The organism is Kribbella pratensis (assembly GCF_004365355.1).
Lineage (GTDB): Bacteria > Actinomycetota > Actinomycetes > Propionibacteriales > Kribbellaceae > Kribbella.
In genome coordinates, this window is record NZ_SODP01000002.1 from 1,917,996 (window position 1) to 1,933,028 (window position 15,033).

Sequence of the window (15,033 nt, forward strand, 5' to 3'; positions counted from 1 at the left end):
ATGCTCCACCACCCTCACACGCGGCCCGGTCTGTGCGTTCTACTGTCGTGATGACTCGGGAGAAGGTCGAGCTGCCGCCGTTCCAGGCGCTGATCGACGCGCACTGGCGCGATGTCGCCCGGCTGGCGCGGGCGATGGCCGGGCCGGTGGACGGCGACGACGCGGCGCAACGCGCCTGGGAGAAGGCGTACGCGGCGTACCCGGCGCTGACGTCGGCGAAAAACCTGCGCAGCTGGCTCCTCACCATCACGGCCCGGTGCGCGACCGACGTACACCGGGCGCGGAAACCGCAGCGCCCGCTGGAGGAGGCGCCGCCGGTGGCGGTCGAGGGCCCGGACGCCGCCGCGTGGCCGGATCCCGATCTCTGGCGGGCGGTCAACGAACTCCCGGAGCGGCAACGCTTCGCGATCACGCTCAAGTACGTCGGCGACCTGGACCACCACGGCGTGGCCGCCGCTCTGGACACCACGCCCGCCGCATCGCGCCGGCTCGTCAGCGACGCGCTCGCGACCCTGCGCAGCAAACTCGGAGTAGAAGATGACTGATCTCGAGAGCCGGCTGACCCGGCTCGCCATGCCCGACCCGGGCCATACCGAACCCAAGCGACCCGTCCTTCCCGACGCCGACGTCGCCTACACGCTGCACGACACCCCGATCGGCACGATGCTGCTCGCGATCACCCACGGCCGCGTCGTCGCCAGCTCGTTCGGCGACGAGGAGACGATGACCAACCGCCTCGCGCGGGCCGTGTCCCCGCGCGTACTCCGGCAGGCCCGCCCGCTGGACGACGTACGACGACAGCTCGACGAATACCTCGCCGGCACTCGTCAGACCTTCGAGCTGGAGGTGGATCTCGCGCTGGCGACACCGTTCCAGCGGCTCGTCCTCACAGATCTGCCGACACACACGTCGTACGGCGCGACGACGACGTACGGAACTGTTGCCGCCGACATCGACAAGCCCAAGGCGGCCCGCGCGGTCGGTACGGCGCTGGGCGCGAACCCGGTCTGCGTCGTCCTGCCGTGCCACCGGGTCGTGGGCGCGAACGGGGCTCTCACCGGGTACGCCGGCGGGTTGGACGCAAAACGATTCTTGCTGAATCTCGAAGCAAAAAGCTGAGTTTTCCGGAATTGCCCGGAATGGTTTTAGACTCGGTAAAACAAGGAGCAGATCCCCAATGTGGAGTGGGGATCTGCTCCTCCTGACGTGTCAGGAAGTTGCTGGCTGGTGGATCTCCAAGATGAGCCGGCGGCGTCCGCCCCAGTCGCGTTTGTAGACCTTGTAGTCGTTGATTCCGGCGGCAGCGCACAGGCGCCCGTAGCTGATCTCGTCGTGGATGAAGTGCACGCCGCTGCGGTTGTCGCTGAACTCGGTCGTGACGATCCGGTGCTCCGGTCCCTGCCGCATGCCGTTCGCGATCTCGGCCGCGGTCGCCGGTCCCCAGGCGGGGCCTTCGATGATCGCGATCCCGCCCGGCTTCAGCACCCGGGAGATCTCGCAGATCGTCGAGATCTGCTCGTCCTCGGCGAACAGCTCGTGGAACGCCGTCCACAGGCAGATCACCGCGTCGAACGAGTCCCACTTGTACGGGAGATCGGTCATCGAGCCGATCGCCCAGTCGATCGCAAGCTCCTCCTCGGCAGCCTTCGCCCGGCCGGCCTCGATCAGGTTCGGCGAGATGTCCAGCCCGCGGACGACCTTGCCGGCCTTGCGCAGCGGCAACGCGATCCGTCCGTACCCGCAGCACAGGTCGAGCACCGACTCCTTGCCGTCCAGCAGCTCCTCGACGGCCTTGACGATCAGCGCGTCCCGCTCAGGCGTCGTACGCGCGGCCAATCCGTCGGCCCCCAGTTCCGCGTACTCGGCCCGGCTGCGCAGTGCGGAATTCAGCATGTCGCAAGTATTCCGGTTACTCCGGGTCAGTGACCAGCGCCCTGCCTTTCCGGAAGAAGGCGAGTACGTCGGGCAGCTCGGCCAGCGGGCGGGCGGCGCCGAACGACGTGTTCCAGAAGTCCCCTGTCCGCGGCGTCCACGGACCGACGTACGCATACGGCTCGGGGATGGCGTCGTCACCCGGCGACAGGCCGTAGTTGACCTCGTCAAGGGTTATGCCGACGTCGAAGTGTTCCGGCCAGAGAACGGGCGTCTGGTCGGGGTCCAGCTGCCGCAGGGCGGCGTCGCCACGCGCGAACGCGTCCGCCAGCAGGCGCGCGGCCGCGGGGTCGACCTCCAGCTCCTCGCCGGGTCGTACGCCGGGACCGCCGCTGTAGACGTCGTCGAGCGGAGACGCCTCGAGTCCGGCCGCGGCGGCGAGTTCGGCGTACGTGCCGGTCAGCGGGAGCGATCCGGCCGGCGTGACCAGGCGGTCGACGTCCACTCTGACGCCAGGGTCAGCAAGCGTGGCGAAGCCGCCCGGTACGACGCGCAGCCTGATGCCACCTCCGCTGCGGTACTGCGGTCCGGCCAGCAGGAGCTCGGCGACGCCGTGCAGGGATCGGCGGGTTACGGCCAGCGAACGTTCGTCCATGAGCGCAGTTTCCTCCTGTAACACCTGGCCGCGGAACGGCACTGTTCATTCACAAGGTTGGTGTCGCGGCGGGTGGGAGGCGTTACATGTCGGGCAACTGGCACCGGGTGGACCAGGACGACGTACCGGCGGACGGGCGGGTCCGCAGCGTCGTCGTCGACGGGCGGAGCGTCGCTCTCGCGCGCTGCGGCGCGCGGCTCGGCGCGCTGGAGAACAAGTGCCCGCACCAGGGCGGCCCGTTGGGCGAGGGCTCGATCGAGAAGGGTCTGCTGCGGTGCCCCTGGCACGGGTACGACTACGACCCGATTACCGGGCAGCCGCCGGAAGGGTTCTCCGACGGTGTTCCGTCGTACCCGGTGGACGAACGGGCGGACGGCGTGTACGTGCAGCTGCCGGACCCGCCGGCGCCGGTCCGGACGGTGGCCGACGTACTGGTCGAGACATTGGTTGCCCACGGCATCAGTCATGTCTTCGGCATGGTGGGTCACTCCAACCTCGGGTTCGCCGAGGCGATGCGGCGCGCGGAACAGCGTGGCGAGCTGACGTACGTCGGCATCCGGCACGAGGGAGCCGCGGCGTTCGCGGCATCGGCGTACGGGAAGCTCACCGGCCGCCCGGCCGCCTGCTTCGCGATCGCCGGACCGGGCTCGACCAACCTGCTCACCGGGCTGTACGACGCCAAGCTCGACGGGTCGCCGGTCATCGCGATCTCCGGGCAGGTGCCGTCCAAGGTCCTCGGCCGCGGGGCCTTCCAGGACCTCGACCTGACCGCGGTCTTCAAGGATGTCGCGGTGTCGAGTACCGCGGTCCAGGCGGGCAGCGACCACGCCGAGCTCGCCGCGCTCGCGGTCAAGCATGCGATCGACGGACGCGGCGTCGCTCACCTCGTGCTGCCCGATGAGGTGCAGGTGCTCCCGTCCGACGCGACCGCCAAGACACCGGCCGGCAGGCTCTCGCGGCGGTGCATCCAGCCTGATTCGCAAACCCTTGACCGAGCCGCTGCCGTGATTCGGGACGCCCGGCGTCCGGTGGTGATCGTCGGTCACGGCGCGCGCGGCGCCGAGACCGAGGTCCGCGAGCTGGCCGAGCGACTCAACGCTCCGGTCTTGACCACGTTCAGGGCCAAGGGCCTGGTCCCGGACACACATCCGCTCGGCGCCGGAGTGCTCGGTCGCAGCGGTACGCCGGTCGCGAGCTGGCTGATGAACGAGTCGGACCTGCTGATCGTGGTCGGCGCATCGTTCTCGAACCACACCGGAATCGCGAACTACAAGCAGATCGTGCAGATCGACGACCACCACGCCGCGATCGGACGGTTCGACGCGGTCACGGTCGACGTCCTCGGCGACGCCGCGCTGACCCTGCAGGCGTTGACGGACCGGCTCACCGACACCAAGGCCACCGACCAGCGACCGGACGTCGCCGACCGGTGGGCCATCTGGCGTGCGGAGAAGGCGCGCCGGGTCCAGGACGACCGCGGCCGTGGAGTGTCCGCGGCAGCCGTCTTCGATGCCCTGGGCAAACACTTGCCGATCGACGCGGTCGTCACCGTTGACGTCGGCAACCATGCGTACTCGCTCGGCCGGTACCTGGAATCGAAGGGACAGCCGGTGCTGATGTCCGGCTACCTCGGCTCGATCGGCTTCGGCTACCCGGCGGCGCTCGGCGCCTGGGCCGGAGCACCGGGCCGGCCGGTCGTCGCGGTCACCGGCGACGGCGGGTTCGGGCAGTACGCCGCCGAGCTCACCACTGCGGTGAAGTACGGCATACCGATCAAGCATGTCCTGCTCGACAACCACTCGCTCGGCAAGATCAGCAAGGAACAACTCGCCGCGGACTACCCGGTCTGGCACACCTCGCTGCACAACCCCGACTGGGCCGCGTACGCCGAGCTCTGCGGTGCGACCGGGATCCGGGTCACCCGCCGCGAGGACCTCGACGACGCGATGACCGAACTGTTCGCCACCACTGGACCAGGCCTGCTCTGCATCGAGCAGGACGCCGAACTTCTCTAGGAGAAACCGTGCCCGAATACGACGATCTGCGCGCGCTGTACCTGAACTGCACCCTGAAGCGGTCGCCGGCGGTCAGCCACACCGAGGGTCTGATCGATGTCAGCCGGAAGATCATGGAGAAGCAGGGCGTCCAGGTCGACGTGATCCGCGCGATCGACCATGACATCGCGACCGGCGTCTGGCCGGACATGACCGAGCACGGCTGGGCGACCGACGCCTGGCCGGCGATCCAGGAACAGGTGATGGCGGCCGACATCCTGGTCATCGCCGGGCCGATCTGGCTGGGCGACAACAGCTCGGTCACCAAGCGCGTGATCGAGCGCTTGTACGGCAACTCCTCGATCCTCAACGAGCACGGACAGTACGCGTACTACGGGCGGGTCGGCGGCTGCCTGATCACCGGCAACGAGGACGGGGTGAAGCACTGCGCGATGAACGTCCTGTACTCGTTGCAGCACCTCGGGTACACGGTCCCCCCGCAGGCCGATGCCGGCTGGATCGGTGAGGCCGGCCCGGGCCCGTCGTACCTGGACCAGGGATCGGGCGGGCCGGACAACGACTTCACCAACCGGAACGCGACGTTCATGACGTGGAACCTGCTGCACCTGGCCCGGATGATCCGCGACAGCGGCGGGATCCCGGCGTACGGCAACCAGCGGTCGGAGTGGGACGCCGGATGCCGCTACGACTTCGAGAATCCGGAGTACCGCTGACCGTGCTGCTGTACCGTCGCCCTGTGGGGGCGGTACTGCCGACGGACGACGTCCTCGTCGCCGGGCTCCGGGCCGGGGACGAGGAGATGTTCGCCTGCCTGCTGAACAGTTGGTCCGGCTCGATGCTGCGGCTGGCCAGGTCGTTCGTGTCGACCACGGCCAGTGCGGAGGAAGTCGTGCAGGACACCTGGCTGGCAGTCCTGCAGGGCATCGAGCGGTTCGAGGGGCGAGCGTCGCTGCAGACCTGGGTCTACCGGATCCTCGTCAACATCGCCCGCAAACGCGGTTCGCGCGAGCATCGGACCGTACCGTGGACGAGTCTGGCCCCGGACCAGGGGCCGACCGTCGACCCGGCCCGCTTCCATGGACCCGACGATCAGTACCCGGGTGGCTGGCGGGCGTTCCCCGAGCGCTGGCCGTCCACCGAGACCGAGGTCCTCGCGCACGAGGTCCGGGCGGCCGTGGCCAAAGCGATCGAGAATCTCCCGACCCGCCAACAGGTGGTGCTGACCTTGCGTGACATCGACGGACAGGACGCCGGCGCGGTCTGCACCCTGCTCGGCATCTCGGCGGCGAACCAGCGCGTCCTGCTGCACCGCGCCCGCGCCGCCGTCCGCAGCGAGCTCGAACAGTACTTCGGAGTTGCGCCATGACGTGCGAGGAGCTGGTCGAGCTTGTCACTGCGTTCCTCGACGGAGCGCTGGATCCGGAGGCCGAGCGGCGCTTCGTCGAGCACCTCGCGATCTGCGACGGATGCGAGATCTACGTCGAGCAGATGCGCCGCACCATCGCCGAGGTCGGCCAGGTCGAGCCCGAATCCCTCAGCACCGAAACCCGGGACAGCCTGCTGGAGGCGTTCCGCGCATTCCCGCGCGACTGACCTGTAACGCCCGGCAGGCCTGGCGGCACTGACCTGGTATGCCGGACGTCGAGTTCACGAACCTGTTCGCGGTCACGGTCATCGCGCTGCTGGCGCCGCTGCTGCTCGGACTCACCCCACGCCTGCGGGTGCCGGCCGTCGTACTCGAGATCGTGGCCGGGATCGTCGTCGGCCCTCATGGCCTCGGACTGGTCGACGTCGATCTGCCGGTGCAGATCGTCTCCGTGCTGGGTCTGGCGTTCCTGCTCTTTCTCGCGGGGCTCGAGATCGACGTGCACCGGCTGCGCGGTCAGGTCCTGCGGCTCGCCGTACTCGGCTACCTGGTCACGCTGGCACTCGGCGGGGCGGCCGGTGCAGTGTTCTCGGCCGTCGGCTGGGTGCACAGCGCGTTGCTCCTCGCCGTGACGCTGTCGGCGACCTCGCTGGGGCTCGTGGTGCCGGTGCTCAAGGACGCCCGACAGGCCGACGGGATGGTCGGTCAGTTCACCATTGCGGCGGCGTCGGTCGCCGACTTCGCCGCCGTACTCGTGTTGTCGCTGGTGTTCTCGACCGAGGGCGGGAGCGCGGGCGAGCGGCTGATCATGGTCGGCCTGTTCGCGCTGCTCGTAGCGGTCACCGGACTGGTCGTGGCGACCGCGGGCAGGTCGCAGCGGATCGGCCTGGTCCTGTTGCGGTTGCAGGACACCACTGCCGAGATCCGGGTCCGGGCGGCCGTCGTACTGCTGATCGCGTTCGTGGCTCTGGCCGAGCAGTTCGGGCTGGAGACGATCCTCGGGGCGTTCCTGGCCGGGGCAGTCGTCGGTCTGGTCGACCGCGACGCGACCTCGCACCCCCGGTTCCGGACCAAGCTGGAGGCGCTCGGCTACGGCTTCCTGATCCCGGTGTTCTTCGTGACCAGTGGTCTGCGGCTGGATCTGCGCGGGCTGCTCGACGATCCGGCGGCGCTGTTGCGTGTTCCGCTGTTCTTGCTGGCGTTGCTGGTTGTGCGCGGCGTACCGGCGTACCTCTCGGTGCGGACGCTGGGAGGTCGGAGTACGGCGGCAGTCGGGCTGTTGCAGGCGACGTCGTTGCCGTTCATCGTGACCGCGACGCAGATCGGCGTGGTGACCGGCCTGATGACTCCGGTCACCGCCGCCGCGCTGGTCTGCGCCGGACTGCTGTCCGTGCTGATCTTCCCGGCGATCGCTCTCGTGCTGCTCAGGCAGCCTGCCGCCGACCGATCCGGCCGAGAAGAACCGCGGCCAGCATCGAGATGACGATCGACGTGTACGTCGCACCGAGCCAGGTCGGGACCGGTTGGTTGTTGAAGAGCGCCTGTTGTACGTCGGTCCAGAACGGGGACCATCCGGCGACGGTGCCCGGGTTCACCAACTGGTAGGCGACGAATCCGATCAGCCAGGCGAGCGTCGGCTGCCAGCGGAACTTCGCCGTGTCGGAGACGTCCCAGTTCATCTTGCTGACCACGAAGAAGTCCGCGATCGCGACCGCGAACAACGGGATGAAGACCGAGCCGATCAGGTACAGGAACTGCGTGTAGTTGCCCAGGTCAACCATCAGCGCGATACCGGTGGCGATCACGCCGATCGCGACCGAGATCCACCGGCGGTCGATGTGGCCGATCAGGTTGTGCGCGGCCATCGTGGTCGAGTAGACGTTCGCGTACGCCTCGTCGACCTCGTCGACCAGCAGCACGAGCAGTGCGATCGCTCCGGCGGGCAAGGTGACCAGTGCGGTGATCACGTCGTCGCTGTTGGTCTGCAAGGTGGCCACCGCGACGACGCCGAGGGCGTAGTACCCGATCGCTGCCAGGCCGTAGCCGAGTGCGGACCCACTGAACGCAGCCTTGTTGGTGCGCGAGTGCCGCGTGTAGTCGGCGGCCAGCGGGGCGAACGAGACGACACCCGCGGCGGCGAGGTCGACGGCGGGCCAGAAGCCGAACACGCTGTCCTGGGGCAGGGCGTGCACCGGCTTACTGAGCACCTGCACGAAGAGGTAGACCGACGCGATCAGCACCAGCCACACCATGAACTTCCGCAGGATCCGCACACTGCCCAGCGGCCGGACCGCCATCGCCGTCGCGATGATCCCGGCCAGTACGACGAACAGCCAGCGCCAGCGATCACTCGTCACCGCGACCGCGGCCTGCGAGATCACGATGATCTCCATCGTCGCCCAGCCGACGTTCTGCGCGATGTTCAGGATGGTCGGCGCGATCGAGCCGCGACGGCCGAACATACCCCGCAGACTCGCCATCGCCGGCGCACCCGTGTGCGACCCGAAGACGGCCGCACCGCCCAGCACGAGCGCCCCGGTCACGCAGCCGACCACGACCGCGAGCAGCCCTTGCCACAGCGAGCCCGTGTACGCCGCCACGAGCGCACCGGTCACCGGGCCGAACAGCGAGATGCCGAAGTTGCCCCACAGCGTGAACTGGTCGAAGAAGCCGAGCGTCCGCGGCGCATCGGTGGTGAGGACGAGCGGCGCCTCGGTGGAGCCGGCAGCACGAACAGCGGTATCGGTCATCAGTGACCCCAATCCCTACGCCGGCATTACCCGGTCAGGTTCAGGCGGTCGGCGACCCAAGCTGTCGCCCTCTCAGCCCGCGCATGATCGGTGCGAGCTCCCGCATAGGTTTGTGCTGCTGAGTCTAACTCGTCAGCTAGTTTCTGGGAGGGCGGCTGCTCGTTCTATGAGAGCGGCGAGCTCCGGGCCGTTCGTGACGACCGGCATGTGCGCGCCGGTGTCGAAGGTCCGCGCCTCACCATGGCTCAGCTCTGCGAGCCGTTGGACCCACTCCGCCGTCGCCAGCAGGTCGTGCTTCCCGCGGACGATGAAGACCGGTGCCTTGACCTGCGAGATCACTCCGGCCAGGTCGTGCTGCCGGGACGCCTCACCGGCGCGGGCCATGGTCGGCAGCGTGGTCCGCACGTACTGCGGGGTGACGGTCCGGATCAGCTTGGGCGAGTCCGGGACGGCGGATCCCAGCCAGCGCACAGTTCGGTCCACCCAGCTGGACATCCGCGCATCACCCGACGGCGCCGCAAGTACGACTGCGTGCACGAGGTCGGCGTACCGGACTGCGGTTTCGACGACGATCTGGCAGCTGGCGGAGTGACCGACGAGGACGGACCGCTCGCGGATCTTCTCGGCGAGGGCTACTGCCAGTGCGCGCGGGTGCAGGTCCTCGTGGGCGCCGGCCGGTTCGCCGTACCCGGGCAGAGTGACCACGTGGTACGGCGTGACGAGGTGCTCCACGGTCCGCGCGTACGACTCGGGCCCGAGGCCCAGACCGGGCACCAGGACGACTGGTGCGCTCACTCCCAGGGTGCCTTGATCGGTGGGCCCTGGACGACCGGGTTGGGTACGGCGGGCTTCAGTTCGCGGTACCCGAGGAACAGACCGACCGCGAGGATCAGCAGACCGGCACCGCCCCAGCCGTACGCCGTGGGCAGCCGGTCGACCGCGCCGTCGATGGATCCCAGGCCGGTGGACAGCACCATGATCAGCCAGACCAGGATCGGTACGGCGGAGATCGCGACCAGGATCAGGCCGACCAGCTCAGCCGGCTCAGGCTGGCGGCCGGCCTTGCGGCGGGCGAGTACGTCGCGGATCCACATGAACAGCGCGGCGGCGCCTACGACCACGAGCAGCAGCTGGCCGATCGCGTCGATCACGTCGGTGCGCAGCGGGTGGTTGAGGGGTGAGCCCGGTGCCTGCGAGATGTCACGCAGCGAGACCCGCTGGACCGAGATGACGAGGAGGCCGTAGAAGCCGGCGATGACCGTGGCCAGTCCGACGACCCGGTAGGCACGGGGGTCGCGCGGCTGCTCCCTTCCGTACACGGGGAGCTCGTGCGGCTCAGGGCTCGACGGTGCGCCGTACGGCATGCCGGGGCGGTAGCTGGGCGGCTGGGCGTGGTGCGGACCAGCCTGCGGGTGGGGCGGGACGCCGTACTGACCTGGTGGGGTGCCGTAGGGCTGGGGCGGCGCGTACGGGCCTTCGACCGGCGGAGTGGCGCGGCCGGTGCCGTACGTGCCACCGCCGTACGGCGTGGGCGGGGCGTAGTGGTGCTGTTCCTCGCCGGGCTGCTGGTCGGCCTGATCGGGTTGCTCGCCCCGGCCGTACGTCGGGAAGTCCTGTGACGACATCGCTGTGCTCCTCCCGTCCGTACCTAGTTTCTCAGGTGGCCTTGATGGTGGGCCAGGCGTTGGGCAGGCAGCCGGCCAGACCCTTGGTCTGCTGCATCATCACCGGCGCGGGGGTCTTCGGCTTGGCGCAGGTCGAGTGCCCGTGCCCGAGCGCGTGACCGACCTCATGGTTGACCAGGTAGCTGCGGTACAGCTCGACGTTGCCGTTGTACGACGGGATCCCGTACATCCACCGCTTCGCGTTGAGCACGACCCGGTCCTCGACCCGGCAGGAAACCTCACCGCCGGTGTCGAGCGGCAGACACAGCTTGTCGGTCAGCGCCGGCGTCGCGAGGATGATCCGGAGATCGGCGTTGACCGTGTCGGTCCGCTCGAAGCTCACCGGGTGCAGCGCCTGCCACCCGCGCGGATCCGTCAGCGTCTTGTGGATCGCCGCGGCGACAGCGGCTCCGTTGACCGACAACCCCTGCTCGATCTCCACGCGGTACGTGAGCTTGTCGCGCACGCCACTCGCCTTGTTGAACCCGGGCACCACGGCAAGCTTCCCGGTCGACACCAGCACGTTCGGCTTCGCGTTCTTCGGCTGCCGCGTCAAGGTCGGCGCCGGCCTCAATGGCGTGGTGAACTTCTGCGTCGGCGTAACCACCGGCTTGGGCGTCACGCTAGGCGTCTCCACCACCGGCGCCGTGCTCACCGATTCGTTGGCCCCCGCAACCACCTCAGCCGCGAGACTAGCCCGATGCGCCACATCCGGATGCGCCACCACCACGGTTCCCACCACGGCCAGAGCAGTCACCGCAAACCACTGCCCCTTGTACGACTTCCGCCGACTATGCCGCCCACCCCGGCCCCCCACAGCCACGCCAGCTTGCTGGCCGCTCCGCCGGGTGGTCATGACACTCGACCCTACCGAGTCCCTACACGTCACGAAACCCCAGTTCGGTTAAGCCGTGCGGGTGCGGAGGAATTTGCCGAAGTGGGGGACGGTGAAGGCTACGGTGCCGCGTTCGGCGGAGAAGACCAGGCCTTTCTTGATGAGGCCGTCTCGGGCTGGGGAGAGGGACTGGGGTTTGCGGTTGAGGGTGCTGGCCACCTCGGCGGTGGGGACGGAGCCGTCGTCGACGCCGATGCCCAGCTCGGCCATCGCGCGCATGTACTCGCGTTCGGCCGGTGTGGCCCGTTCGTAGCGGGAGCCGAAGAACCCGACGGTGAGCTCCGCAGAAGCCTCGGGGGCGGCTACGGCGACGTCCTTGATGGTGATGGGAGACGTCGGCGCGTGGTCCCAGGTGGAGTGCGCGAAGGCCTGCACGAAGTACGGATAACCGTCGGTTTGCGCATACAGCTCGTCGAGCGCCTCCTCGTCGTACTGGACGCCTTCGCTCTCGGCCGGCACCATCAGCGCCCGGTCGCATGCCTCACGAGCCAACCGATCGACGCGGACATACCGAAACAGCCGCTCGGAGTACGACTTACTGGCCGACAGTACGGCGGGCAGGTGCGGCAGCCCTGCACCCACAACAACCAACGGTGCACTCTGCTGCGAGATCTCGTGACACGCGGCGCACAGCGCGGACAGGTCGTCCGCACTGATGTCCTGCATCTCGTCGATGAACAGCCCGACCCCGACGGACAGGTCCCCAGCCAGATCAGCAGCGTCGGTGAACAGCTCGATCAGGTCCATCTCCAGGTCACCGGAATCAGCCCGCCCCTTCGCCGCGGCCACGTCCACCGGCGGATGCCACCGGATCCCCTTCCGGTCCTCAGCCCCGGTCCGCAACGCAAAAGCCTTCAGTACGGCGCTGAACTGGTCGACCCGGTCATCGTCGCGGTGCCGGTGACCCAGCTCCCGCATCGCGGTGTGCAGCGCCTGCGCGATCGGCAGCCGGATGCTCTGCTCCGGCCGAGCCTCGATCTTTCCCGTCCCCCACGCCCGCTTGATCGCCTGCGAACGCAACGTGTTGAGCAGCACCGTCTTGCCCACGCCCCGGAGCCCGCTGAGCACCAGGCTCCGCTCCGGCCTGCCTGCCGCGACCCGCTCGAGGACCACCTCGAACTGCCGCACCTCGGTGTCGCGCCCGGCCAGCTCAGGCGGCCGCTGACCGGCGCCGGGCGCATAGGGATTCCGGATCGGATCCATGCTTTCACTGTATGAGCCCATCTAGCGTTTTCCGTAGATTGACCGATCAAGGACCAGAGCGTGTCGCGACCGCTCTCTACAGCTTTCTAGCGAAACCACTAGAAAGCGATAGACACCACGAGCGAGCGCAAGACCACTAGGGTTCCGCCATGGTGGAGTGGGCTTCGCAGGCCGGGGCGATGTACGAGCGGGTGCACCAGCAGTACGTCGGCGGCGCGCGCAAGCTCGAGGCGCTCATCAACGAGCTGATCGGTGAAGAAGAAGGCATCAACTACCTGACCGCGACCGCCCGCGCCAAGGACCCGGAGTCGTTCCTCGCGAAGGCCTCGAAGCCGCACCCGGACAATCCGGGCAAGCCGAAGTACGACGACCCGCTGAACCAGATCACCGACCTGGTGGCGGCGCGGGTGATCACGTTCCTGGTCGAGGCGGTGGACCGGGTGTGCGAGGTGATCGAGGCAGAGTTCGAGATCGTCGAGCACACCGACATGGGCGCGCACACCCGGGCGCAGGGCGTGTTCGGGTACGCCAGCAAGCACTATCTGGTCCGGCTGAACGCGCACCGCCGCGAGCTGCCGGAGTACGCCGTACTGAAGAACCTGGTGATGGAGATCCAGATCCGTACGGCGGTCCAGCACGCGTGGGCCGAGTTCGAGCACGACATCAGGTACAAGCTGGACATCCCGCCGGACCGCAAGCCGGAGTTCGACCGGCGCTTCCTCCTTGCCGCGGCGCTGATGGAGCTGGCCGACAACGAGTTCACCGAGATCGACCGGCTGTACCGCGAGCTGGCCGCGACCGCGGAGGACAAGGCCCCGCTGGACCTGGCGACCGGCACGCTGACGACGTACCTGACCCGGCGGTACCCGGACGCACCGCACGCGAAGACCACCCACTACGCGTGGATCCTCGGCATCCTGCACCGCCTCGGCGTCACCACCGAGGAGCAGCTCACCGAACACCTCACCGGCATCGACAGCGAAGCAGTCCAGGCCGCCATGACCCACAGAGCCCCAGCCGGCACGGTACGACGCCTCGACGACGACCTGCTCGCAGCCAACGGCCCCGCCTACCTAGCCCTGTTCCCCGACGAAGAGCGCCGCCAGAAGATCCTCCGCGGCCGCCTCAAGGCCCTGACCCGCGCAGGCATCATCCAGTCTTGACGAGTGCGTCCGCAGTACGTCGAGCCCATGCGCTGGTCGTGATCAGGCCGAGGATCAGGACCAGGGCGCCGCAGCCGGCGATGATGTACCAGCAGAGGCGGGCGGCGTCGACGAAGCCTGTTTCGAGTGGGCCGACCAGGCGGGCCGTCAGCACGGTGCCGGCGATTGCGACGCCCAGCGACGCCCCCACCTGGCGGCTGGTCGAGGCGATGGCGGCTGCGACGCCGGCCTGAGAGCGAGGCATGCCGGAGACGGCCGCGTTGGTGATGGGGGCGTTCAGCATGCCGAAGCCGAGTCCGAAGACCAGATAGCCGATCAGCAACTGCGCAGTGGACGTCGAGGTCCCCAGCCGGGACAGGATCAGGCCGGACGCCGTCAGCATCGTCCCGGCGACTACCAGCGGTACGCGCGGACCACGGTGGCCGACCAGCCAACCAGAGATCGGTGCGAACACCACAGTCATCGCCGCCATCGGCAGCGTCAGCAGTCCGGCGTGCAGTGCGGTGAAACCACGTGCTGACTGCAGATAGAGCGAGTTGAGGAACAGGAACCCCGACAGCGCCGAGAACCCGCACACTGCGATCAGCGTCGCTCCCGAGAACGGCGCGCTCCGGAAGAACCGCGGTTCGAGCAGCGGCTCCTCGCGGCGGCGTTCGTAGTACACCAGCGTCACCGCGGCCGCTACGCACACCGCGAAGCACCCGATGATCAGCGGCGAGCCCCACCCCGCCGTACGGCCTTCGATGATCCCGTACGTCAGCCCGCCGAGGAGCAGTACGACGAGAACCTGCCCGACCGGGTCCATCCGTCGCGGGACCGCCGCGCGAGACTCCGGCACGAACAACGCGGTCATCAGTACGGCGGCCACGGTCACCGGCACGTTGATCCAGAAGATGAACCGCCATCCGGCCGCGTCGACCAGCGCACCGCCCACGACCGGTCCGACCGCCATGCTCAGCCCGACCACGCCGCCCCAGACACCGATGGCCTGCGCGCGCTCACGTGGGTTCGTGAACGTGTTGGTGATGATCGACATCGCCACCGGGTTCAGCATCGACCCGCCGACGGCCTGCAGCACCCGGAACGCGATCAGCAGGTCGATGCTCGACGCGAACCCGCACAGCAACGACCCGACTCCGAACAACACCAGACCGGCCTGGAACGTCCGCCGCCGCCCGACCCGGTCCGCTGTCGACCCGGAGACCATCAGCAGGCTCGCCAGCACCAGCGTGTAGGCGTCGATCGTCCACTGCAGCTTCGAGACCGAGGCCCCGAACTCGGACCGGATCGCCGGGAGCGCCAGGTTCACGATCGTCGAGTCGAGCCCGACGATGAACAGGCTCGAACAGCAGATCGCCAGCACCAGCAACCGGCGCCCGCGACTCAGGTCCTCCACCCGGCTCCCTTCATGCTTGAAGACTGTACTACCCGTCGGGAAAACGGTTTGACG

Annotated in this window: 16 protein-coding genes and 1 riboswitch; of the genes, 8 read left to right on the forward strand and 8 right to left on the reverse strand. The window is 68.6% G+C overall.

Going from position 1 to position 15,033, the window contains the following annotated elements:
- Window positions 1-50: 50 nt before the first annotated feature.
- Window positions 51-545 carry an RNA polymerase sigma factor gene (locus EV653_RS26065; protein ID WP_134106292.1) on the forward strand — a complete coding sequence of 165 codons (495 nt, stop codon included), beginning with the start codon at window positions 51-53 and terminating at the stop codon, window positions 543-545.
- On the forward strand, window positions 538-1,119 hold the full coding sequence (locus tag EV653_RS26070) for a methylated-DNA--[protein]-cysteine S-methyltransferase (RefSeq protein ID WP_134106293.1): 582 nt from the start codon (window positions 538-540) through the stop codon (window positions 1,117-1,119). The genes EV653_RS26065 and EV653_RS26070 overlap by 8 nt, the downstream gene beginning before the upstream one ends.
- Before the next feature lie 90 nt (window positions 1,120-1,209).
- On the opposite strand, the gene EV653_RS26075 is transcribed toward EV653_RS26070, so the two are convergent.
- Together EV653_RS26075 and EV653_RS26080 are read right to left on the reverse strand one after the other, a co-directional pair.
- Window positions 1,210-1,893 (reverse strand): class I SAM-dependent methyltransferase, encoded by a 684-nt coding sequence (locus EV653_RS26075; RefSeq protein WP_134106294.1) that lies wholly within the window; start codon window positions 1,891-1,893, stop codon window positions 1,210-1,212.
- Window positions 1,894-1,909: 16 nt separating this feature from the next.
- The gene (locus EV653_RS26080) at window positions 1,910-2,527 is read right to left on the reverse strand and encodes a hypothetical protein (protein WP_134106295.1); all 618 of its coding nucleotides are present in this window, start codon (window positions 2,525-2,527) and stop codon (window positions 1,910-1,912) included.
- 86 nt (window positions 2,528-2,613) lie between these two features.
- Between EV653_RS26080 and EV653_RS26085 the strand changes: the two genes are divergently transcribed.
- From EV653_RS26085 to EV653_RS26105, 5 genes are read left to right on the forward strand one after another with little or no spacing between them, the layout of a single operon-like run.
- On the forward strand, window positions 2,614-4,542 hold the full coding sequence (locus tag EV653_RS26085; RefSeq protein ID WP_134106296.1) for a thiamine pyrophosphate-binding protein: 1,929 nt from the start codon (window positions 2,614-2,616) through the stop codon (window positions 4,540-4,542).
- 8 nt (window positions 4,543-4,550) lie between these two features.
- On the forward strand, window positions 4,551-5,255 hold the full coding sequence (locus tag EV653_RS26090; protein WP_134106297.1) for a flavodoxin family protein: 705 nt from the start codon (window positions 4,551-4,553) through the stop codon (window positions 5,253-5,255).
- Window positions 5,256-5,278: 23 nt separating this feature from the next.
- Window positions 5,279-5,908: an RNA polymerase sigma factor gene (locus EV653_RS26095; protein WP_238160084.1), complete on the forward strand. Its 630-nt coding sequence runs from the start codon at window positions 5,279-5,281 to the stop codon at window positions 5,906-5,908.
- Window positions 5,905-6,135: an anti-sigma factor family protein gene (locus EV653_RS26100; protein WP_134106299.1), complete on the forward strand. Its 231-nt coding sequence runs from the start codon at window positions 5,905-5,907 to the stop codon at window positions 6,133-6,135. The genes EV653_RS26095 and EV653_RS26100 overlap by 4 nt, the downstream gene beginning before the upstream one ends.
- Before the next feature lie 38 nt (window positions 6,136-6,173).
- Window positions 6,174-7,391: a cation:proton antiporter gene (locus EV653_RS26105; protein WP_134106300.1), complete on the forward strand. Its 1,218-nt coding sequence runs from the start codon at window positions 6,174-6,176 to the stop codon at window positions 7,389-7,391.
- Here EV653_RS26105 and EV653_RS26110 read toward each other — a convergent pair.
- The 5 genes from EV653_RS26110 to EV653_RS26130 form a co-directional block, all read right to left on the reverse strand.
- Window positions 7,333-8,658 carry a purine-cytosine permease family protein gene (locus EV653_RS26110; RefSeq protein WP_134106301.1) on the reverse strand — a complete coding sequence of 442 codons (1,326 nt, stop codon included), beginning with the start codon at window positions 8,656-8,658 and terminating at the stop codon, window positions 7,333-7,335. The genes EV653_RS26105 and EV653_RS26110 overlap by 59 nt on opposite strands.
- Window positions 8,654-8,772, reverse strand: a riboswitch (TPP riboswitch). (Overlaps the previous gene by 5 nt.)
- 18 nt (window positions 8,773-8,790) lie before the next feature.
- Entirely contained in the window at window positions 8,791-9,453 is a 663-nt protein-coding gene (locus EV653_RS26115; RefSeq protein WP_134106302.1) for an alpha/beta fold hydrolase, read from the reverse strand.
- Window positions 9,450-10,283, reverse strand: coding sequence for a hypothetical protein (locus tag EV653_RS26120; RefSeq protein WP_134106303.1), 834 nt, complete (start codon window positions 10,281-10,283; stop codon window positions 9,450-9,452). Before EV653_RS26120 ends, EV653_RS26115 begins: the two co-directional genes overlap by 4 nt.
- 31 nt (window positions 10,284-10,314) lie before the next feature.
- Window positions 10,315-11,079, reverse strand: coding sequence for a DUF3152 domain-containing protein (locus EV653_RS26125; protein ID WP_238160086.1), 765 nt, complete (start codon window positions 11,077-11,079; stop codon window positions 10,315-10,317).
- A 147-nt stretch (window positions 11,080-11,226) separates the two neighbouring features.
- A complete protein-coding gene (locus EV653_RS26130) occupies window positions 11,227-12,420 on the reverse strand; it encodes an ATP-binding protein (RefSeq protein ID WP_134106305.1) in 1,194 nt (397 codons plus the stop codon).
- A 149-nt stretch (window positions 12,421-12,569) separates the two neighbouring features.
- Here EV653_RS26130 and EV653_RS26135 point away from each other — a divergent pair, with 149 nt between their 5' ends.
- Window positions 12,570-13,583, forward strand: a complete 1,014-nt coding sequence (locus tag EV653_RS26135) for a GTP pyrophosphokinase (RefSeq protein WP_134106306.1) — start codon at window positions 12,570-12,572, stop codon at window positions 13,581-13,583.
- Here the strand turns inward: EV653_RS26135 and EV653_RS26140 are convergent.
- Window positions 13,570-14,979: an MFS transporter gene (locus tag EV653_RS26140; protein WP_134106307.1), complete on the reverse strand. Its 1,410-nt coding sequence runs from the start codon at window positions 14,977-14,979 to the stop codon at window positions 13,570-13,572. The two genes, EV653_RS26135 and EV653_RS26140, sit on opposite strands and share 14 nt — an antisense overlap.
- Between the last annotated feature and the right edge of the window lie 54 nt (window positions 14,980-15,033).

Excerpts from the sequence above, each read along its gene's own strand:
- EV653_RS26065 (WP_134106292.1), top strand. The coding sequence starts at position 51 with ATGACTCGGGAGAAGGTCGAGCTGCCGCCGTTCCAGGCGCTGATCGAC.
- EV653_RS26070 (WP_134106293.1), top strand. The coding sequence starts at position 538 with ATGACTGATCTCGAGAGCCGGCTGACCCGGCTCGCCATGCCCGACCCG.
- EV653_RS26075 (WP_134106294.1), bottom strand. The coding sequence starts at position 1,893 with ATGCTGAATTCCGCACTGCGCAGCCGGGCCGAGTACGCGGAACTGGGG.
- EV653_RS26080 (WP_134106295.1), bottom strand. The coding sequence starts at position 2,527 with ATGGACGAACGTTCGCTGGCCGTAACCCGCCGATCCCTGCACGGCGTC.
- EV653_RS26085 (WP_134106296.1), top strand. The coding sequence starts at position 2,614 with ATGTCGGGCAACTGGCACCGGGTGGACCAGGACGACGTACCGGCGGAC.
- EV653_RS26100 (WP_134106299.1), top strand. The coding sequence starts at position 5,905 with ATGACGTGCGAGGAGCTGGTCGAGCTTGTCACTGCGTTCCTCGACGGA.
- EV653_RS26105 (WP_134106300.1), top strand. The coding sequence starts at position 6,174 with ATGCCGGACGTCGAGTTCACGAACCTGTTCGCGGTCACGGTCATCGCG.
- EV653_RS26110 (WP_134106301.1), bottom strand. The coding sequence starts at position 8,658 with ATGACCGATACCGCTGTTCGTGCTGCCGGCTCCACCGAGGCGCCGCTC.
- EV653_RS26120 (WP_134106303.1), bottom strand. The coding sequence starts at position 10,283 with ATGTCGTCACAGGACTTCCCGACGTACGGCCGGGGCGAGCAACCCGAT.
- EV653_RS26130 (WP_134106305.1), bottom strand. The coding sequence starts at position 12,420 with ATGGATCCGATCCGGAATCCCTATGCGCCCGGCGCCGGTCAGCGGCCG.
- EV653_RS26135 (WP_134106306.1), top strand. The coding sequence starts at position 12,570 with ATGGTGGAGTGGGCTTCGCAGGCCGGGGCGATGTACGAGCGGGTGCAC.